General features: G+C 65.7%; 19 protein-coding genes and 2 tRNA genes. 12 read left to right on the forward strand and 9 right to left on the reverse strand.

Going from position 1 to position 20049, the window contains the following annotated elements:
- The first annotated feature begins 58 nt into the window (after window positions 1-58).
- Window positions 59-589: a hypothetical protein gene (locus IEJ03_RS09005; protein ID WP_192034549.1), complete on the forward strand. Its 531-nt coding sequence runs from the start codon at window positions 59-61 to the stop codon at window positions 587-589.
- A gap of 27 nt (window positions 590-616) precedes the next feature.
- A complete protein-coding gene (locus IEJ03_RS09010; protein WP_347400977.1) occupies window positions 617-1837 on the forward strand; it encodes an MFS transporter in 1221 nt (406 codons plus the stop codon).
- 98 nt (window positions 1838-1935) lie between these two features.
- On the opposite strand, the gene IEJ03_RS09015 is transcribed toward IEJ03_RS09010, so the two are convergent.
- The 4 genes from IEJ03_RS09015 to IEJ03_RS09030 form a co-directional block, all read right to left on the reverse strand.
- Window positions 1936-2130, reverse strand: coding sequence for a hypothetical protein (locus IEJ03_RS09015; RefSeq protein WP_192034551.1), 195 nt, complete (start codon window positions 2128-2130; stop codon window positions 1936-1938).
- A 16-nt stretch (window positions 2131-2146) separates the two neighbouring features.
- On the reverse strand, window positions 2147-3352 hold the full coding sequence (locus tag IEJ03_RS09020) for a YeeE/YedE family protein (protein WP_192034552.1): 1206 nt from the start codon (window positions 3350-3352) through the stop codon (window positions 2147-2149).
- Between the two features lie 74 nt (window positions 3353-3426).
- On the reverse strand, window positions 3427-4383 hold the full coding sequence (locus tag IEJ03_RS09025) for a sulfurtransferase (RefSeq protein WP_192034553.1): 957 nt from the start codon (window positions 4381-4383) through the stop codon (window positions 3427-3429).
- Window positions 4384-4508: 125 nt separating this feature from the next.
- Complete coding sequence (locus IEJ03_RS09030) at window positions 4509-5186, reverse strand: glutathione S-transferase (RefSeq protein WP_192034554.1); 678 nt, start codon at window positions 5184-5186, stop codon at window positions 4509-4511.
- A 168-nt stretch (window positions 5187-5354) separates the two neighbouring features.
- On the opposite strand from IEJ03_RS09030, the gene IEJ03_RS09035 reads away from it, so the two are divergent.
- Genes IEJ03_RS09035 through IEJ03_RS09050 form a run of 4 tightly spaced genes read left to right on the forward strand, consistent with a single transcriptional unit; the run spans window position 5355 to window position 10902 of the window.
- Entirely contained in the window at window positions 5355-5729 is a 375-nt protein-coding gene (locus IEJ03_RS09035) for a response regulator (protein ID WP_192034555.1), read from the forward strand.
- Window positions 5726-7840 (forward strand): 3'-5' exonuclease, encoded by a 2115-nt coding sequence (locus IEJ03_RS09040; protein ID WP_192034556.1) that lies wholly within the window; start codon window positions 5726-5728, stop codon window positions 7838-7840. Before IEJ03_RS09035 ends, IEJ03_RS09040 begins: the two co-directional genes overlap by 4 nt.
- Window positions 7837-8031, forward strand: coding sequence for a hypothetical protein (locus IEJ03_RS09045; RefSeq protein WP_192034557.1), 195 nt, complete (start codon window positions 7837-7839; stop codon window positions 8029-8031). Before IEJ03_RS09040 ends, IEJ03_RS09045 begins: the two co-directional genes overlap by 4 nt.
- 24 nt (window positions 8032-8055) lie before the next feature.
- On the forward strand, window positions 8056-10902 hold the full coding sequence (locus IEJ03_RS09050) for a sensor histidine kinase (protein ID WP_192034558.1): 2847 nt from the start codon (window positions 8056-8058) through the stop codon (window positions 10900-10902).
- Here the strand turns inward: IEJ03_RS09050 and IEJ03_RS09055 are convergent.
- From IEJ03_RS09055 to IEJ03_RS09065, 3 genes are all read right to left on the reverse strand, one after another.
- The gene (locus IEJ03_RS09055; RefSeq protein WP_192034559.1) at window positions 10899-12044 is read right to left on the reverse strand and encodes a DUF294 nucleotidyltransferase-like domain-containing protein; all 1146 of its coding nucleotides are present in this window, start codon (window positions 12042-12044) and stop codon (window positions 10899-10901) included. The genes IEJ03_RS09050 and IEJ03_RS09055 overlap by 4 nt on opposite strands.
- A 118-nt stretch (window positions 12045-12162) precedes the next feature.
- Window positions 12163-12456 carry an HlyU family transcriptional regulator gene (locus IEJ03_RS09060; protein WP_192034560.1) on the reverse strand — a complete coding sequence of 98 codons (294 nt, stop codon included), beginning with the start codon at window positions 12454-12456 and terminating at the stop codon, window positions 12163-12165.
- 57 nt (window positions 12457-12513) lie between these two features.
- Window positions 12514-13734 carry an argininosuccinate synthase gene (locus IEJ03_RS09065; protein ID WP_192034561.1) on the reverse strand — a complete coding sequence of 407 codons (1221 nt, stop codon included), beginning with the start codon at window positions 13732-13734 and terminating at the stop codon, window positions 12514-12516.
- 207 nt (window positions 13735-13941) lie between these two features.
- Between IEJ03_RS09065 and rnt the strand changes: the two genes are divergently transcribed.
- Window positions 13942-14607 (forward strand): ribonuclease T, encoded by a 666-nt coding sequence (gene rnt, locus IEJ03_RS09070; protein ID WP_192034562.1) that lies wholly within the window; start codon window positions 13942-13944, stop codon window positions 14605-14607.
- 146 nt (window positions 14608-14753) lie between these two features.
- On the opposite strand, the gene grxD is transcribed toward rnt, so the two are convergent.
- The gene (grxD, locus tag IEJ03_RS09075) at window positions 14754-15104 is read right to left on the reverse strand and encodes a Grx4 family monothiol glutaredoxin (RefSeq protein WP_192034563.1); all 351 of its coding nucleotides are present in this window, start codon (window positions 15102-15104) and stop codon (window positions 14754-14756) included.
- A 153-nt stretch (window positions 15105-15257) separates the two neighbouring features.
- Here grxD and argF point away from each other — a divergent pair, with 153 nt between their 5' ends.
- Window positions 15258-16178 (forward strand): ornithine carbamoyltransferase, encoded by a 921-nt coding sequence (gene argF, locus IEJ03_RS09080; protein WP_192034564.1) that lies wholly within the window; start codon window positions 15258-15260, stop codon window positions 16176-16178.
- Between the two features lie 166 nt (window positions 16179-16344).
- Here the strand turns inward: argF and IEJ03_RS09085 are convergent.
- A tRNA-Ala gene (locus tag IEJ03_RS09085) sits at window positions 16345-16420 on the reverse strand.
- 325 nt (window positions 16421-16745) lie between these two features.
- Between IEJ03_RS09085 and uvrY the strand changes: the two genes are divergently transcribed.
- From uvrY to IEJ03_RS09105, 4 genes are all read left to right on the forward strand, one after another.
- On the forward strand, window positions 16746-17393 hold the full coding sequence (uvrY, locus tag IEJ03_RS09090; protein ID WP_192034565.1) for a UvrY/SirA/GacA family response regulator transcription factor: 648 nt from the start codon (window positions 16746-16748) through the stop codon (window positions 17391-17393).
- 60 nt (window positions 17394-17453) lie between these two features.
- Window positions 17454-19268 carry an excinuclease ABC subunit UvrC gene (uvrC, locus tag IEJ03_RS09095; RefSeq protein WP_192034566.1) on the forward strand — a complete coding sequence of 605 codons (1815 nt, stop codon included), beginning with the start codon at window positions 17454-17456 and terminating at the stop codon, window positions 19266-19268.
- Window positions 19269-19330: 62 nt separating this feature from the next.
- Window positions 19331-19879 carry a CDP-diacylglycerol--glycerol-3-phosphate 3-phosphatidyltransferase gene (gene pgsA / locus IEJ03_RS09100; protein WP_192034567.1) on the forward strand — a complete coding sequence of 183 codons (549 nt, stop codon included), beginning with the start codon at window positions 19331-19333 and terminating at the stop codon, window positions 19877-19879.
- Window positions 19880-19954: 75 nt separating this feature from the next.
- Window positions 19955-20029, forward strand: a tRNA-Gly gene (locus IEJ03_RS09105).
- The last annotated feature ends 20 nt before the right edge of the window (window positions 20030-20049 follow it).

The raw sequence follows: 20049 nt of genomic DNA on the forward strand, positions 1-20049 counted from the left end.
ATCTTGCTCGAAGGGGTGGCGCAGGAAGCGCCTTGGCCACCTAAATGAGAGAGACCTCATGCTCAACTGGATAATGGGCCGCAAACCCTCAACCGTGTGGGTCATCAAGCAGGTCGATGAACACCTCCTGCATGTCTGCGGGCGAGGCGAGGCGACGGGGCCGGGCAGCGTGCGCAAGCGGCGAAAGGCCCTGGCCGAGGGCCGTTACCAGGGCCCGATTCGACTGGCGCACTCAAGCGCCGAGCTGAGTGCCGATCTGTTCGCGGCCTTGATACTCCCCGATGACCTCGAGTGGCAGGGCCCGCAGTCCCTGCGCTGGCAGGGTCGCCTGTGGCGGATCGCCTGGGTGCCTCCGATTTGCTGGGCGTATCGCGACAAGCTCACACTGGCGGGGTCCCTCGGGCCCGATGGCAGCCTGGTCAGCACCGAGGATATCAGTACTATCCAGGCCAAGATCGACTCCCGGGCGACTCCCGCGTCGCCCCGACTCTGGTTGGGTCTCGAGGGGCTTGACAATGCTCAGGCTCCGCTCGAGCCCTCCACGCTCGATGCTCCACGCCGTTCTGCCGCTAACGCTAGAAACAGTTGACCGCCGCACCACCAAGACACCATTGCCATGACACACGCCACCACGCCCCGCAGGTCGTTGCTGGGATTTCTGCTGTTAATGATCCTGGTTGGGATCAACTTGCGCCCGGCCCTGTCGTCGTTGGCGCCGGTCCTCGCCCGCATCCAGCAGGACACGGGACTCTCCCCCACCAGCATCGGCGCCTTGACGACCTTGCCGGTCGTCTGCCTGGGGCTCTTCGCCCCGCTGGCGCCCTGGCTGGCCAAGCGGGTCGGCGCCGAACGCGCCCTGTCGCTGGCGCTGATGCTCCTGGCGCTGGCTCTGGCGCTAAGGGCCTTCGATGCCGTCTGGCTGCTGTTTCTCGGCACTCTGCTGGTCGGTGGTGCCATCGGGATCGCCGGCAGCCTGCTGCCGGCTCTGGTCAAGCGCGAGTTGCCCGAGGGGGCCGATCTGATGACCGGCGTCTACACCATGGCCCTGTGTCTGGGCGGAGCGCTGGGCGCCGGCCTCAGCATTCCGCTGGCCGACATGCTGGGCGGCTGGCGACTGGCGTTGGGCAGCTGGACCCTGGTGGCCATCGTTGCCCTGATCGGCTGGCGGTGGCGCATGCCGCACCCTTGGCCGGACCATTCGACGACTGCCGCCCCGCCGCCCAAGGCGCGACTGCTGACCAGCCCCCTGGCCTGGCAGGTCACGCTGCTGATGGGAGCGATGTCGTCGCTTGCCTACATCGTCTTCGGCTGGCTGCCGGTACTGTTGCAGCTCCGCGGCCTCGGCGAACAGGAGGCCGGCTGGCTGCTGGCCATGTCGGTGATGTTCCAGCTGGTATCGGCCCTGGCCGCGCCCTGGCTGGCACGACTCGGCCGCGACCAGCGCCCCGCCCTGCTCCTGATGCTCTCGGCCAATGGCGCCGGCATGATGCTGCTGCTCCTGGGCCCCCTCGAGTACCGCTGGCCAGGGGTGGTGCTTCTGGGGCTGGGTCAGGGCGGCTGCTTCAGCATGGCACTGACCCTGGTGGTGCTGCGCAGCGGCGACTCCCGACTTGCCGGCAAGCTGTCGGGCATGGCTCAAGGCATCGGCTACTGCCTGGCGGCCCTGGGTCCCCTGGGCGTCGGCATCCTGCTGGATCGCGGCGCCAGCCTGCCGCAGGTCTGCCTGCTGCTGGGCGCCATCCTCGCGCTCGCGGTGACCTTCACCCTGTTCGCCGGACGCAACCGTCGCCTGGAATTCGATGAAAGCGGCGTGCTGATGACACGGCGCCACCGCTGAACCGATCGCCGGGCGCCGATCGAACAACCATCAGGGTATTGATCACGAAAAAGCCGCCGAGCATGCTCGGCGGCTTTTTTCACGCTCCCTGACGGGGCTCAGTCCCGTGACGACGGACAGGGTGCCCCACAGGGCGCACAGGCGGTGCTGTCGCGCTGATTGAGGGTGGTCTCGACATTGCCCTTGCCCATGTTGAAGGCAAAGGTCGGGCTGTTCAGATGATCGACCAGCACCAGCCCGAGCACCGCGACCAGCACCAGTATCACGCGGTAACGCTTGTAGGCAGCTTGCATGACAGGCTCCTTGAGATCAGTTGGGCAGTCGGAACCAGGGCCGCAGGCGAATGCCGATCAGCGAGCCGAGGAAGGCGAAGGCAAACCAGAGCCAGGCATGCAGGCTCGCCGAGCCGATGCCCGAGAAGAGCGCGCCGATATTGCAACCGAAGCCCAACCGCGCCCCGTACCCGAGCAGCAGACCGCCGATCACCGCGGCCAGGAACGGGCGGCCCTCCGGCCGCTTGCGGCTGGCCTCATTGAAGCGATTGGCCAGCCCCGCCGCCAGCATGGCGCCGAGCAGCAGGCCGAAGTTCATCACCGAGGTGACATTGACCAGCACCGAGTCGGCCAGCGCCATGGCCGGGTAGTCCCAGGTCCAGAACTCGTACTGGGTCATGTCGACCCCGACCGCCTGCAGGGCCTTGGCCCCCCACAGGTTGAAGGCGAAGGTGATGCCCCAGGGCGAGCCGCCGATCACCAGGGTCAGGACGTTGCCCAGCGCCAGTGCCAGGATCGCCCAGGCGAAGGGCCAGCGGCCGCTGATCAGGGTGCGAAGCATGCCTTGCTCGCCCCTCAGGCGTAGCTCGCTGCGCTCGACGTGGCCATGGGTGCGCCGTTCGCGCCGATCGACCCATACCCAGAGCCCGGCCAGCGCGACCAGCTGGATGCCGATGGCGCCGGGAATGCCGAGGCCGTCGATCAGGCTGACCGGATCGAGCCCCGGCTGGTCGAGCCACCAGGGCAGGTGCAGGGATCCCAGCACGGCGCCGATGATGAAGAACAGAAGCGTCACGGCCATGCGCAGATTGCCTGCTCCGACCGTGAACAGTGTGCCGGACCCACAGCCACCGCCCAGCTGCATGCCGATGCCGAACAGGAAGGAACCGACGATAAGGGAGGTCCCCACCGGCGCCACCGCCCCGATCAGCTCGCCCTGATGGCTGCCGAGGATCGGCACCATCAGCACCGCCGTGAGGCCGAACAGCAGCAACTGGGCACGCATGCCGCCGCCGCGATGCTTGACCACCAGGTTGCGCCAGCCGGCTGTAAAGCCAAAGGCACCATGAAAGAGCGCCACCCCGAGCAGGGTGCCGATGGCGAACAACACCACCAGGAAGGGCGCGGTCTCGAGCCAGATCAGCCCGCCCAGCAGCAGCAGTCCCAGTAGCGCCACGCCGACCACGAAACGATCGATCCGCCAGCCCTCGCTGGCGGCCGAAGAAACACTTGTCTTATCCATGTTGCATCCCGTCAGTCACAAAAACGGGCGACGGCTACCGCCATCGCCCGTGTGCCAAGGTGCGTCGTCCTTCGTTATTCGAAGAACTCCATCAGCTTGCCGATGCCGCGCTTGGCGACCGCTACCGGACGGCTGTCGTCGCTGGTCCACTCGGACATGGAACCGTCATACAAGGCCACGTCGTCGAAGCCCGCGACCTCGCTGAGCACGAACCAGTCGGTGGCGGCCCAATGGCCGGTGTTGCAGAAGGCCACGGTCTGGACGTCACTGGCGAGCTCGGCGCCGTTGATGCGCGACTGGAGTCCCGCGGTGTCCAGGTAGAAGGCGCTATCGCGATCGGTCAGCAGCGAGGCATGGGGCAGATTCTTGGCACCGGGAATGGTCCCGGGGGCGCTGGCCGCCGGCGACTGATTCTCGCCACGGAAATAGTCTTCGGGCCGGGCATCGACCAGCTGTGCCTGGCCGTCGCGCGCCGCCTCGACCTCCTCGGTGGTGGCGATCAGATCCTCACGCAGACTGGCCTGAAAGTCAGCGATGTCGCCAGGCTCGGACGGGCCGCTGGCCACCTCCTGCCCCTGCTGCTGCCAGCCGGCGAAGCCGCCATCGAGGATGCCGACCGCATCGTGGCCGAGCACCTTGAAGGTCCAGTAGACACGGGCGGCGCTGCCGAAATCGGTGGCCCCGGTGCCGGCCGGCACGATCACTACGCTATCGTCGTTGTCGATGCCGAGCCCACCGATCAGCCGCTCCATGCGAGACACGGGCGGCAGCAGGCCGGTCACGCCATCGCGGCTTTCGCGCCAGCCATCACCGGTGTAACTGCTGTAGATGCTGCCCGGGATATGGGCCGATTCGAAACTCGCGCGATCGCCGCCGTTGTCGATGCTCGAACGCACGTCGAGCACCACCAGGTCATCGTCGCCCAGCCGATCGGCCAGCCAGTCAGCCTGCACCAGCGGGGTGATATCGGCGGCCATCGCCTGGGTGGTCGCCAGGGCCAGCGAGGCCCCCAAGAGCCATGACTTGATCATAAAATCCGACCTCAGTGATAAGGTATTGATGACGGTTATTATCCGGCTAAACAACGCGAGATCAATATGCGCCGCAAGAATGAATTCGCCCCTGAACAACGCGGCAGTGAATAAGGCGGGCGTACTCACTCGCCCATCGAGAACTCGCCGCCCAGCTCTACCGCCCGACGATAGGCCGGCCGGTCGCGCATCCGCGCCAGCAGATCAGTGAGCCGAGGGTAATCCGCGAGTCGCCCCTGACCGTCGAGGGCCAGTAGCGGAAAGCTCATCTGGATGTCGGCGCCACTGAAGGTCTCACCCGTCAGCCAGGCGTGCTCGCCACACTCGCCTTCCCAGAACGCAAGCAGGTCACGAATCTGCGGATCGAGAAACTTGGCCTTGACGCCGCCCGCCAGTAGCCGGGCAATGGGGCGGATCAAGGCCGGTACCGGCGGCTTGTCGAGCCGCGAGAAGACCAGCGACATCACCAGCGGCGGCATCGCCGAGCCCTCGGCATGGTGCAGCCAGAAGCGGTAACGCCGCCGCTCTGGGCTGCCCTCTGGCGGCAACAGCCGACCGTCATCGAAGCGCTCGAGCAGGTACTCGATAATCGCCCCGGACTCGGCCACCACTTCTCCTTCGCGCTGCGTATCGACGATCACCGGCGACTTGCCCAGCGGGTGGACCTGCTTCAGCGACTCAGGTGCCAGTAGCGTCTTCGGGTCACGCCGGTAGGTGATCACCTCGTAGTCGGCGGAAAGCTCCTCGAGCAGCCAGATCACGCGCTGGGAGCGCGAATTCTCCAGATGGTGCACCTCGATCATCGTCGTCTCCTGCATCTTGGCTGTGTGTAAGCGCTCAAGCGGCGAGCCTAGCAGCTCCTGCCAAGGTCGTCTTTCGATCCTTCCTGCCCGACCACTAGACTCAAAGGAAGGGCCCGGCGCATTGGTGCAAGCCCTCCAGAGCAACCGTCATGACAAGGAGACACGGCGATGGCCAAGGTGCTGGTAGTGGATGACGAGCCGAACATCGTCCTGTCGCTTGAGTTTTTGATGCAGCAGGCCGGCTTCGAGGTGATGACCGCCGCAGACGGCGAGAGCGCGCTGGTCCGGGTTGCCGAGGCGCCTCCCGACCTGGTGCTGCTCGACATCAGCCTGCCCGGCATCAGCGGCTTCGACGTGCTGGAGCGGCTGCGTGGCGACCCGGCCCTTACACGCCTGCCGATCATCATGCTCACCGCCCACGGGCGCGAGGTGGAGCGGGAGAAGGGCCTGGCGCTCGGCGCCGATGACTACATCACCAAGCCTTTCTCGACCCAGGCGCTGGTCGAGAAGGTCAAGGCGCTGCTCGACGAGGCCGCGCCATGAGCACACCCACGGGCTTGCCCAGGCGCCAGCGCCTGATCGGTGTCTGGCTGCTACTCAGCGGCCTGTGCCTCTTCGGCGGCGCCTTCCTGGCGCTGTGGCTGGATAGCCGGCTGGCCCCGGTCGGCGCCGAACGCATCGCCCTGTGGGGCGGCTGCCTGACCGGCGGCGGCGTGCTGTCCCTGTTGGGTCTGCTGCTGGAACGGCGGCTGTTCGCGCCCCTTCGCCACCTGCAGGTGCAGGTGGCGCGCATGGTGGCCAGTCCGGACGCCCGCGACGACTACCGCCCAGAGGGCTGGCTGACCGGCCTGGCCCCCGATCTCATGAGGCTTCGCGAGCACTGGCGCCAGGACCGCTCGCAACTGGCCGGCGCCCATGCCGAGGGAGCCCGGGGGGCGGCCCGCATTCGCCAGGAACTCGAGGCCCTGCTGCAGGTGCTGGAGACTCCGCTGCTGCTCTGCGACCGTCACCGCCGCCTGCTGCTGTTCAATCAGGCCGCCGAATCCCTGTTCGCCGACCATCCCGGGCTAGGTCTCGGCAAGCGCCTGGAAGGCCTGTTTGACCTCGCCAGCCTCTCGGAGGCACTCGACCGCCTGCCCGCCGACGGTACGCCCCGGGAACTGCTGGTCCCGCTGGAGGATCGCTGGCTTCACGGCTGCCTGCGCCGGGTGCCCAACAGCGATCGCGAGACCCTGATCACCCTGACCGACAGTACCGCCGCCTGGCACTGCGAGATGGGCACCCGTGCACGGCTCGCCGAATGCCTCACGGCCGTCCGTCGCCACGGCGCCGGGCTGTCAAGCGCCGCCGAGGCCCTGACCCACCTGAGCTCCCCCACCCACTCCGCCACTCAGGCGACCACACCCACCAGGCCTCCCGGAGAGACGGCGCCCGAAACGCCCTTATCCCATCGGCTCGCCGGCATCATCGACGAGGAGGGCCAGGGGCTCGGTCAGGCGATCGACCGGCTCGGTGAAGCCCTCGAGGCCCTCCAGCGCCAGGGCGAACGGCTGGCGCCACTGTGGTCGAACGATCTCTGGCAGGCCCTCAATGACCACCTGGCAAGTTCGCCGCTGGTGCTGACACCGATCGGCATGCCGGCCTGGGTCAAGGCCGATGCCCCGGCGCTACTGGTGATGCTCGAGGCCCTGGCGACCCGCCTCGGCGACCTGGCCGAGGTGCGCCATCTGGACGCCGAGGTGTGCCTGGGCAACCGCCGCGTCTACCTGGACCTTATCTGGCGGGGAGCACCACTGACCCAGCACCAGCTAGCCGGCTGGAAGACCCTGCGCCTCGACGCCCTGCCCCTATCGCCGAGCATCGAGGACCTGCTGCGCCAGCATGCCAGCGACATGTGGAGTCTTCAGGATGCCGATGGACACCATGCCCGGCTGCGCCTGCCGCTGCCGTCGGTGGAACGGGTCGGCGCCCCGCTCACCCGCCCGCCGCCGCGCCCGGAGTTCCACGACTTCGGCATCGCCGACCTGCCGCCCCCCGACGCCGAACTGGCCGCCTGCCCGCTGGCAAAGCTCGAGGTCGTGGCCTTCGATACCGAGACCACCGGGCTGGCCCTGCGCCAGGACGATCGGGTGATCAGCATCGGGGCCTGCCGCATCGTCAACGGGCGTCTCCTCGCCGACGACACCTTCGACGTGCGCGTCGACCCGGGCCGGTCGATCCCGCCGGCCAGCACCGCCATCCATGGGCTCACCGATGCCGATGTGCTGGGCGCTCCGCCCCTGAGCCAAGCCCTACCGCGCTTTCGCGACTACCTGGGCGATGCGGTGATCCTTGCCCACAACGCCGCCTTCGACCTCCTGGCGCTGCAGCCACCGGGGGCCGGAGTGACGCTGAACATGCCGGTACTCGACACCCTGCTGCTGTCGCGCGCCCTGGACCCGGCCATCGACGGCCATGACCTGGACAGCCTGGCCAGCCGCTATGCCTTGAACTTCGCCGAGGGCACTCGGCACACGGCGCTGGGCGACGCCCGAGTCACCGCCGAGCTGTGGTTGGCCATGCGCACGCGGCTCGAGGCGCGTGGCATCGAGACGCTTGCCGATGCCCTGGCATTGCAGTCGAGCGCCTTCGACCGCGAGGACGCCAGCGCATGATGCCGCCGCGCCGCGCCGAGCGACTGGTAGCGCTGGTGATACTCGCCAGCGTGCTGTTCACGCCACCGCTGATCCTGCTCGCTGACCGACCAGCCGGAGGCCTGTCCTGGCTCGCCGCCTATCTGTTCGGCGTCTGGGGGCTGGTGATCGGCCTGGCCGCCTGGTTACTGGAGCGAGGGCCCGATGAATGATCAGAACGATCAGAGGCTGCCGACATGGGCGCTGAACTGAGCGTGATCGTGGCGGCGTTTGGCTATCTGGCACTGCTGTTCGTGATCGCTGCCTGGGGCGACCGTCGCGCCAGGCAGGGTCGCTCGGTGATCGCCTCGCCGCTGGTCTACACCCTGTCGATCGCCGTCTACTGCACCGCCTGGACCTTCTACGGCAGCGTCGGTCGTGCCGCCAATGCCGGTCCCAGCTTCCTGCTGATCTACCTGGGGCCGACACTCGCGATGCTGTCTGGCCCGCTGATCATCCGCAAGATGGTGCGCATCGCCCGGGCGCAGCGCATCACCTCGATCGCCGATTTCATCAGCGCCCGCTATGGCAAGAGCGGACGGCTCGGCGCTCTGGTGGCGCTGATTGCCCTGATCGGCATCACCCCCTACATCGCCCTTCAGCTCAAGGCCATCACCCTGAGCCATGCGGTGCTGATGAACTACCCGTCCGCTCCGTCATACACCACCTCGGCGTCGAGCTTCCTGAGTGACAAGTCCTTCTGGGTGGCCCTGGTGCTGGCGGTGTTCATCATGCTCTTCGGCACCCGCCACCTGGATGCCAGCGAACGTCATGAAGGCATGGTCGCGGCCATTGCCGTGGAATCCGTGGTCAAGCTGATGGCCTTCCTGGCGGTGGGCATCTTTACCCTCTTCGTACTCTTCGAGGGCCCTGGCGACCTGTTCGCCCGGGCCGCCGCCCGGCCAGAGATCCAGGGTGTCCTGAGCCTGTCGGCGGTCCCCGGTGGAGCGCTGGGCTGGATCGGCACGCTGCTGTTGGCCTTTCTGGCCTTCCTCACCCTACCCCGCCAGTTTCAGGTACTCGTGGTGGAAAACGTCGACGAGCGCCATCTGATACGGGCCAGCTGGCTGTTTCCCCTCTATCTGCTGGTCATCAACCTAATGGTGATTCCGATCGCCCTGGCCGGCCTATTGCTGACAGGCACCGGCAGCGACCCGGACAGCTTCGTGCTGACCCTGCCGCTTTCCGCCGGCCGCGAGGGCCTGTCGCTTCTCGTGTTCATCGGTGGGCTATCGGCGGCCACCGGCATGGTGATCGTCGAGACCATTGCGCTCTCGACCATGGTCAGCAATCAGCTGGTGATGCCACTGCTGCTGAGGGCCACCCCCATTTCCCGGGGCCTGCGCGGAGATCTCTCGGGCTGGTTACTGGGCATCCGCCGCGTTGCCATCGCCCTGATCCTGCTGCTGGGCTATCTCTATCATGCCTTGATCGGCGACTCCTACAGCCTGGTGACCATTGGCCTGGTGTCCTTCGCCGCCGTCAGTCAGTTTGCGCCTGCCCTGCTGCTGGGGCTCTACTGGCGTGGCGCCTGCGGCCGCGGTGCCGGGCTCGGCATGCTGGCCGGCATCACGGTATGGAGCTACACCCTGCTGCTACCGGGCTTCGCACAATCGGGCTGGCTGCCCCTTGGGTTTCTCGAGGAAGGCCTTTTTCACCAGGCCTGGCTACGCCCCTATGCGCTGTTCGGCCTCGACGGCCTGGACATCTACACGCATTCGCTGCTGTGGAGCCTCATGGCCAACGTCGGCGTGCTGATCGGCGTCTCGTTGTTTAGCCGTCAGAGCCGACTCGAGCAGACGCAGGCAGCCCTCTTCACCGAGGCCCTGACCGCAGGCGTCGATACTCCACCGCTGTGGCAGGGCCAGACCACGCGCGGCGCCCTGCATGACCTGCTCAAGCGCTACCTGGGCGGTGCCGCCACCGCTCGCGTGATGGCGCCAGACACCGGCCGAGGCGAGACTCGCATGGAGGCTACGGGCGACACCCATGAGGGCACGCCCGAGACAGCCATGGACGCCTCCGCCTCACCGCAGCTGATCGCCCGAGCCGAGCAGGCACTGGCGGGAGCGCTCGGCAGCGCCTCGGCCAGACTCCTGATCAATTCGGTGGTGCGTGGCGAGGCGCTGGATATGGAAGCCGTGCTGAGCATCCTCGACACCACCTCCCAAACGCTTGAATACAACCGTCGTCTGGAACAGAAGTCCCAGGAACTGGCGCGCATTGGCGAGGCGCTGCGCGGGGCCAACGAACGCTTGCGCGAACTCGACCGCCTCAAGGACGAGTTCGTGGCCATGGTCAGTCACGAACTGCGCACGCCACTGACCTCTATTCGCGCCTTCGCCGAGATCCTGCGCGACGGCCACGACCTGCCCGAGGAAAAGCGCGCTCAGTTCCTCGAGGTGGTCGTACTCGAAAGCCAACGCCTGTCGCGGCTGATCGAGGAGATCCTCGACCTGGCCAAGCTCGAATCCGGGCGCCTGACCCTGCACCCCAAGCCCCTGGACCTGGTGACTCTGACCCGCCAGAGCCTGATCGCCGTGCAACACCCGATCGAGGAGCGCGGCGTGAGCCTGGAGGCACTCATCGACGTCGACGAGGCTCAGGTGATCGGCGACCCGGATCGCCTCGAGCAGGTGATCATCAACCTGATCGACAATGCCGCCAAGTTCGCCGCCGACGAGTCGCCCCAGGTGCTGCTGCGACTCGGGCGTGAACGGGGGCATGTCCGGCTCAGCGTGGAAGACAACGGCCCCGGTATCGTGCCCGAGGAGCGCGAGCGGGTGTTCGAGAAGTTCCACCAACTCGAGCGCCAGGGCGCCGCCAGTGGCGGGGCGCGGGGCCGCCCCCGGGGCAGTGGCCTGGGGCTGCCGATCAGCCGCGGCATCGTCACCCAGCTCGGCGGACGGCTGTGGGTCGAGGACGCCAGCACGCTGGGCGGCGCCAGCCTGATCATGGAGCTGCCCGACGCGCCCCGGGAAGCAAGCACCCCGTCGACCACCGCGGCTGCCACCCCCCGGCGCCCTCACCAACGCGCCCCCTAGCGCAATGACGCCCCGGCCATGGCCTGCGCAAGCCCCACCAAGCGACGGATGGCCTTCAGATCCAGGCGCAGCAGCGCTTGCTCGGCGTCATCGAGCTCCGCGATCACGACCCAGCCATCGGCCAGCCCTCCGGCGCCAAGTCGGCGACACTGGGATGCCAGCAGCGACGCCTGCAACCGGTTCATGGCATCGCAAAGGGCCAGCGCCTGGCGGGCTTCCAGCGCACCGGCATAGACCAACTCGGATAGCCGCCACCGGGTATCGACCCCGCGACAGCCATGCAGCACGCTCATCAAGCGCACCGCACTCTGCAGCGGCATCAGCCCCTGGCGCTTGAGGTTCAGGGCACCCTGTTGCGGCGCCTCCTGATCATCACCCCGCAATCGCCCGAATCGATCCAGCGCCACCGGCGTCTCCGCGAGCAGGCTCGCCATCTCGTCGAGAAAGCCCCCGGCTCGAGCGAGTCGAGAAAGGGCCCGGTCGCGAAGGGCCTCGGCGAGGCCGGCATCGCCGTAGACCGGGGCGAAGTCGAGCAGGATATTGGTCTGCTGGACGCGCTTGACCCGGCGCTCGGCGCTCCAGATGGCGAGCTGGGCATCCCACTCGGAGAGCCGCTTACGCCACATCGGCCAGCGGGCCATGACATGGCCCTGGCACAGCGGCAACCCGGCGGCGGCCAGGCGCTCGGTGAAGCGCTCGCCGAGGGCCTGGAAGTAGCCGTCGATCTCGCTGTGGCGGCTATCCGGGTAGTCGGCGATGATCATCGCATTGTCCTGATCCGGCGCCAGCAGGCTCTCGTGGCGCGCGATGGAGCCCAGCACCAGGATGCAGAACGGACGGGGCGGCAGCCCCCAGCCAGTGGCCTGCATCTCGTCCAGCGAGGTCGCGATGGCTTGCCGGTAGAGCCAGCGGTCGTGATCGCTGATCAGCTGGCTGATACGCCAGGCCGGCAGGTCGAGTCGCTCGAGCGCCCTCACCAGGACGAGCTGCCAGGCCTTGGCCACTGCCAGGCCTGGCGTAGGCCCCAGCCGTGCTAGGGCATCGCCCAGCGGCGCCAGCAATGGCGAGAGCCCGGCGGGATCGGGCAGGGTCTCGCCGGCGAACAACTCGCGCCAGGGCGAGCTCCGATACAAGAGGCGCATGGGGACTCCTTTCGCTCCACCCCATGAGTGTAGTGCCTTCCCACAAACGACGACGCCGCTGCCCGGAGGCAGCGGCGTCGTCGAGGATCACCGTAAACGCGGTCGCGGCGGCGCCAGGTCAGCGCGGCGTGAACATGTCGTCACCGACATCGTCGATGAAACGCTCGGCCTTGCGCACCATCAGCTCGTCGCAGGCCTCGCGCCCAGACACCACGTCCGACCGCTCGAAGCGGTGTTCGAGGGTCTCGCCATCGGCCACCGGCTTGCGGATGAAGCCACTGACGCGATACTGACCGCCGGCATCCTGAGGATCGGACACGATCAGGAAGCCCCGGTACTCGACCGGCTCGGCCTCGCGAGACTTGGCGGATTCTCCCGCCCCAAAGAGCCCGGGGAAGAGTTTCTTCAGCATGCTGCCTCCTTTGCGCTACGCCGCACTAGGACCCGGCATGGGCCCCGGTATTGAGCCTCAGCTCTGGTCGCGACCCTTGCCGGCAGCAATGCGCAGGCGCAGGGCGTTGAGCTTGATGAAGCCTTCGGCATCTTTCTGGTCGTAGGCGCCGGCGTCGTCCTCGAAGGTAGCGATGGACTCGTCGAACAGCGACTGCTCGGACTTGCGACCGACCACGGTGGCACTGCCCTTGTAGAGCTTCAGGCGTACCACGCCTGAGACATCTTTCTGGGTTTCGTCGATGGCGGCCTGTAGCATCTTGCGCTCCGGGCTCCACCAGTAGCCGTTGTAGATGACCTCGGCGTACTTGGGCATCAGCTCGTCCTTGAGGTGGGCCGCTTCGCGGTCCAGGGTCAGGGACTCGATGGCGCGATGGGCGCGCAGCATGATGGTGCCCCCCGGCGTCTCGTAGCAGCCGCGAGACTTCATGCCGACGTAGCGGTTCTCGACGATGTCGAGACGACCGATGCCGTTGTCACCGCCCAGCTGGTTGAGCTTGGAAAGCACCTCGTGGGGCTTGAGGCTCTCGCCGTCGATGGCGACGATATCGCCCTTCTCGAAGGTCAGCTCGATGTAGGTCGGGGTATCCGGCGCGGCCTCCGGCGAGACGCTCCAGCGCCACATGTCTTCCTCGGCCTCGACCCACGGATCCTCGAGGTTGCCGCCCTCGTAGGAGATGTGCAGCAGGTTGGCGTCCATGGAGTACGGGGACTTCTTCTTGCTGGTGGAGAAGTCGACCGGAATCTCGTGCTGCTCGCAGTAGGCCATCAGCTTCTCGCGAGAGTTGAGATCCCACTCGCGCCACGGCGCGATGACCTTGACGCCCGGCTTCAGCGCGTAGGCGCCCAGCTCGAAGCGCACCTGGTCGTTGCCCTTGCCGGTCGCGCCATGGGAGATGGCATCGGCGCCGGTCTCGTTGGCGATCTCGATCAGGCGCTTGGCGATCAGCGGGCGAGCGATGGAGGTGCCCAGCAGATATTCGCCCTCGTAGATGGTGTTGGCGCGGAACATCGGGTAGACGTAGTCGCGCACGTACTCCTCGCGCAGGTCCTCGATGTAGATTTCCTTGACGCCGAGGGCCTCGGCCTTGGCGCGCGCCGGCTCGACTTCCTCGCCCTGGCCGATGTCGGCGGTGAAGGTCACCACCTCGCAGTCATAAGTCTCCTGCAACCATTTGACGATAACGGATGTGTCCAGGCCGCCGGAATAGGCGAGAACGACCTTATTGACATCGGACATTCTGGGCTCCTTCGCTTGCTGAGTGCAGGGGCACGGCGCAATGACGCCCTACCCATTAACATCGTGAGATAGCCGACAAGTATAGCGCCGATGAGCGTCGGAGAATACCGCCGGGGCGCGGCGCAGGGCCGTTAAAGATGGTAGACTCTCGCGCATTCGTCAGCCGATGCCGACGCAGATTTTCATTTATTGGTTAGGGAGTAGTGCATGAGCGAGGCGAGCGCCCAAGGCCTGATGGCTCAGCGATTTCGCAGCTTTCTGCCGGTCGTGGTGGACATGGAAACCGGCGGCTTCGATGCCAAGGGCGATGCGATCCTCGAGATCGCCGCCGTGACGCTGAGCATGGATCCGGACGGCAACCTGATCCCGGACGCGACCTATGCCTTTCACGTCACTCCCTTCGAGGGAGCCAACGTCGAACAGTCGGCACTGGACTTCACCGGGATCAATCTCGATGACCCGCTACGCAAGCGGGTGGCGCTGAGCGAATCGGAGGCCATGAACGAGATCTTTCGCCCCGTGCGCAAGGCGATCAAGGCGCACAACTGCACCCGCGCGATCCTGGTCGGTCATAACGCGGCCTTCGATCACGGTTTCCTGAATGCCGCGGTCGACCGCTGCAGCATCAAGCGCAATCCCTTCCACCCCTTCTCGAGCTTCGATACCGCCAGCCTGTCGGGCCTGGCCTACGGCCAGACGGTGCTGGCCCGGGCCTGTCGCGCCGCCGGTATTGAGTTCGACAACACCGAGGCCCACTCGGCCCGCTACGACACCGAACGTACCGCCGAGTTGTTCTGCTCGATCGTCAACCGATTCAAGGATCTCGGCGGCTGGAATCTGGCTCAGCGCGAGCAGGGCATGGAAGAACTCTGACCCCATCGCTCCCGCTCGCCTAGTGAGGCCCCAGCGCATAATTAGCGAAGTCCCAGTAATAAAGAAGCCCCGCCAGCCAGGCTGACGGGGCTCTTTTTTGCCAACCGGCACCTCAAGGGCGCGACGGTCGACTCGGCGGACGACGCTTATTCGCTGTCGCTGGCCTCATTGGCCTTGGCGCGCTCGGCGGCCGCCTTGACCAGCGTCTCGAGTTCGCCATTCTGGTGCATCTCGACGACGATGTCGCAACCCCCGACCAGTTCGCCTTCGACCCACAGCTGCGGGAAGGTCGGCCAGTTGGCGACCTTGGGCAGCTCGGCGCGGATGTCCGGGTTGTCGAGGACGTTGACGAAGGCGAAGCGCTCGCCGCAGGACATCAGGGCCTGGACGGTCTGGGCAGAGAAACCGCACTGCGGCAGCTGGGGGGTGCCCTTCATGTAGATCAGGATCGGGTTTTCGCTGATCTGCTGCTGGATGTTCTCGACGGTCGTGCTCATGAAGAATTCCTTCCGATGAATGCTTGGTGTCACACTCATTCTACTGATGCCGGCAAGACGAATATAGCCCCGCCAGACGCTGTCTCACCCCGGCGCGTTGCGCGATGCCAGGCGGCTGGCTAGGATGGGGGTTTTTTCGCGCGGAGTAACATCATGGCGACACGCCATTTCCTGACCCTGCTGGACCTCTCTCCCGAGGAACTGACTCATCTGGTGCGTCGTGCCATCACCATCAAGAACGGCCTCAAGACTCACGGCCCGACCTACACGCCGTTCGCCAATCGCACCCTGGCGATGATCTTCGAGAAATCCTCGACCCGCACGCGAGTCTCCTTCGAGACGGCTATGGCGCAGTTCGGCGGTCATGCCCTCTTCCTGTCCCCGCGCGATACCCAGCTGGGCCGGGGCGAGCCGATCGGCGATACCGCCCGGGTACTGTCGGAGATGGTCGATGCGGTGATGATCCGCACCTTCGCCCATTCGGGGCTCGAGGAGTTTGCCGCCGCCAGCAGCGTGCCGGTGATCAACGCCCTGAGCGACGACTACCACCCCTGCCAGCTGCTGGCCGACGTGATGACCTGGAGCGAGCTGCGTGGCCAGGTGCGCGGCAAGACCGCGGTGTGGATCGGCGACGGCAACAACATGTGCCACTCGTGGATCAATGCCGCACGTCAGTTCGACTTCCAGCTGCGCATCTGCTGCCCCGAAGGCTATGACCCGGATCCGGCGATCCTGGCCGCCGCCGGCGAACGGGTAAGCATCCTGCGTGATCCCCAGGCCGCAGTAGCCGATGCCGACCTAGTGACCACCGATGTCTGGGCCTCGATGGGCCAGGAAGAAGAACAGGCCAAGCGCGAAGCCGACTTCGCCGGCTTCCAGGTAACCGAGGCGATGCTCGACCTGGCCGCCCGCGACGTGCTGTTCCTGCACTGCCTGCCGGCCCATCGCGGCGAGGAGATCAGCACGACCCTGCTCGAGGATCCGCGCGCGGTAGTCTGGCAAGAAGCCGGCAACCGCCTGCATGCCCAGAAGGCCCTGCTGGAGTTCCTGCTGCTGGGCCGCGTCGAAAGCTGATGCCGCTGCCGGTATCGCCCTTGCAGCGATACCGGCCACTCTTGTACCCCCGACAGCCGCCGACCACTTGGCACGCCTCTCATTGACGCACGCCCTCATATGGCCCCAAAACACGGGCACAAAAAAACGCCGTGAACAAGTGCTCACGGCGTTTTTGCAATTCGATTGGTGGAGCCTAGCGGGATCGAACCGCTGACCTCAACACTGCCAGTGTTGCGCTCTCCCAGCTGAGCTAAGGCCCCACACTTACTGCAAGCAATTAGCATAGCTCTTCACATGAAGGCGACTGACGCGTTAGCGTACTCCTTGCAGCAATGTCATCGCGGGCTTGCCCCCGAAGACGAGAGGTATATTATACAAGGAGTTATCCACCGTCAACCCCTTTCCCCGAAGCACCCGATCCGGCCCATTCACAAGCGCCCCAAGCTGCGCGAAGAATACGATAAGATGCTCCCCGGAGCATCGCCGCATCCATTAAATTAAAGTAATCTAATATTCGTATGGTGGCGTCGTCTGCTCATCGCCGACATAGTAGCCACTCACCGCAGAAGGATTTCGGGAGGCATATTGATCAAGGTTCTCGTCGCCGACGACCACCATCTGGTTCGCACAAGCATTGCTCACCTGCTCGACGCTGAGGATGGCATCAAGGTAGTCGGCGAAGCCGTCGATGGCGAAGACGCCGTGTCCCTGGCCCGCCAGTTGCGCCCTGACGTGGTGCTGATGGATATACGCATGCCAGGCATCGGCGGCCTGGAAGCGACCCGCAAGATTGCCAAGAGCATGGACGACTGCCGCGTCCTGGTCCTGACGGCCTTCCTCGAGGAGACATTTGCCCAGCGTCTGCTCGACGTGGGCGCCAGCGGCTTCATTGGCAAGGGCGCGGAACCGCCGGAAATGCTCCAGGCCATCCGCTCGGTCTTCGACGGCAACCGCTATGTCAGCCCGGCGATCGCCCAGCGGCTGGTGCTCTCCAAGCTCGACTCGCCGACCAACCCCTTCGACAACCTGTCTCAACGTGAGCTGCAGGTGGCCGTGATGATCGTCAACTGCCAGAAGGTCAGCGAGATCTCGGACAGCCTCTTCCTGAGCCCCAAGACCGTGAACACTTACCGTTACCGCATCTTCGAAAAGCTTGGCGTGCACTCCGATGTCGAGTTGACTCACCTAGGGTTACGGCACGGCCTGGTGGATAGCTACCAGAACGACGGCTGATCACCGTCCCTTCGTCCGGGTCTGGTATGCTCACGACTTCACTCGTGAAGCACAAAGCCCATGACTTTTGACGCCAAGCAGTTCCTGAAGACCATCAGCCAGTCCCCCGGCGTCTATCGCATGTTCGACGCCAAGGGCGACACCCTCTATATCGGCAAGGCCAAACGGCTAAACGCCCGCTTGGCCAGCTACTTTCGCGGCACGCTCAACACCAAGACTCAGGCGCTGGTCGCCCGCATCGCCGACATTCAGGTCACCGTCACCCACAGCGAGACCGAAGCCCTGCTGCTCGAGCAGACGCTGATCAAGGAGCTGCGACCGCCTTATAATATCCTGCTGCGGGACGACAAGTCCTACCCCTTCGTGTTCGTCAGTGATCGCCATCCCTATCCGGCGCTAGAATACAAGCGCGCCCGCAGCCGCCGCGATGATGGCCGCTACCTGGGCCCCTACCCGAGCAGCGGTGCGGTCCGCGAGACGCTGTCGCTGATGCAGAAGATCTTTCGCATCCGCAACTGCGAAGACAGCGTCTTCTCCCACCGCACGCGGCCCTGCCTGCAGTACCAGATCCAGCGTTGCAGCGCGCCCTGCGTCGACTACATCAGCGAGGCTGATTATCGGCGCGATCTCGAACATGCGGTGATGTGCCTGCAGGGCAAGAGCGAGCAGGTCAGCGAACAGCTGACCGAGCAGATGGAGGCCGCCAGCCACGCGCTCGCTTTCGAGGAGGCCGCCCGGCTACGCGACCAGATCCAGCAGCTGCGCCGCCTGCAACGCCAGCAGTATGTCGACACCGACGGTGGCGACGCCGACATCTTCGCCCTGGCCCAGCGTCCCGGCGCTCTGTGCGTCTCGGTGCTGACCGTTCGCGAGGGCCGCATGCTGGGCGCCCGGCACCACACGCCAGACAACGGACTCGACCTGGGCCCCGAGGCGTTGCTGACCGACTTCATCAGCCAGTACTACCTGGGTCAGGTACATGACCCGGTCGCCGAGATCATCACGTCCCATCCGCTGGCGGATACGGAACTGCTGCAGGGCGTACTGGCCGAACAGGCCGGACGCCAGGTTCGCCTGACTCACCGCGTGCGCGGACATCGCGCTCAGTGGCAACAGCTGGCCCAGACCAACGCCGAGCAGCATCTGGCCACCCAGCTCGCCAATCAGACCCAGCTGACCAAGCGTTTCGAAGCGCTGCGCGATGCCCTCGGGCTCGCCGAGATCCCCCAGCGCCTGGAGTGTTTCGACATCAGCCACAGCCAGGGCGAGGCCACGGTGGCCTCCTGTGTGGTCTTCGATCATAACGGCCCGGTGAAATCCGACTATCGTCGCTTCAATATCGAGGGCGTGGCCGCCGGTGACGACTACGCTGCGATGCAGCAGGCGCTGACCCGACGCTTCAAGCGGCTCGCCGACGGCGAGGGCAAGCGACCGGACCTGCTGTTCGTCGATGGCGGCAAGGGACAGTTGAACATGGCCCGCGACGTCTTCAGTGAACTGGGGGTGACTGGAGTGGGCCTAATCGGCGTAGCCAAGGGCACGACCCGCAAGCCCGGCCTCGAGACCCTGTTCGTCGAGACCATCGATCACAGTCTGAGCCTGGAAGGCAGCTCCCCTGCCTTGCACCTGGTCCAGCACATCCGCGATGAATCTCACCGCTTCGCCATCGCCGGCCACCGTGCGCGTCGCGACAAGGTGAGACGCACCTCGACCCTGCAGGAGATTCCCGGCGTCGGCCCCAAGCGGCGCCGGGAATTGCTGCGCTTCTTCGGAGGCCTTCAGGGCGTCACCCAGGCCAGCCGCGAGGAATTGGCTCGCGTTCCCGGAATCAGCGCCAGCATGGCCAGAACGATTCATCAGGCCCTCCATGGATGATCGTGCGGCGGGCATATAGAATGGAGGCCCTCTGACTTCAGGCAAGGACAAGCGGCGCTTCGATGAACATCCCCAATATTCTCACCCTCGCCAGAATCGCCTTCATACCGCTACTGGTGGTCATCTTCTACCTGCCTTATGGCTGGAGCATGCTGCTGGCGGCAGCGCTGTTTGGCCTGGCGGCCATCACCGACTGGCTGGATGGCTACCTGGCCAGACGCTGGAACCAGAGTACGCCCTTCGGCGCCTTTCTAGATCCGGTGGCCGACAAGCTGATGGTCGCGGTCGCCCTGGCCTTGCTGATCGAACGCTATGAAGCGGCTTGGCTGACCCTGCCGGCGCTGGTGATCATCGGTCGTGAAATCGTCATCTCCGCACTGCGCGAATGGATGGCCGAGATGGGCAAGCGAGGCACCGTGGCGGTATCGTCGATCGGCAAGGTGAAGACCACCCTGCAGATGGTCGCCCTGCTGCTACTGCTCGGTTTCACCCCGGGCAGCCTGATCGCTCAACTAGGCGTCGTGACCCTGTACCTGGCGGCCGCCCTGACGCTGTGGTCGATGCAGCAATACCTGCGCGCGGCCTGGCCGCATCTTTCACGCTCGATGTGATCCCTGCTCGAAGACGAAATGCACATAAGCAGTTGACACTTACGCGTTTATGCGTATAATTCGTCCTCGAGTCAGGCGGGAATAGCTCAGTGGTAGAGCATCGCCTTGCCAAGGCGAGGGTCGCGAGTTCGAATCTCGTTTCCCGCTCCATCATCGCGATGGTTGACTGA

The sequence above is a fragment of the Halomonas sp. YLGW01 genome, from assembly GCF_014840935.1.
GTDB lineage: Bacteria > Pseudomonadota > Gammaproteobacteria > Pseudomonadales > Halomonadaceae > Onishia.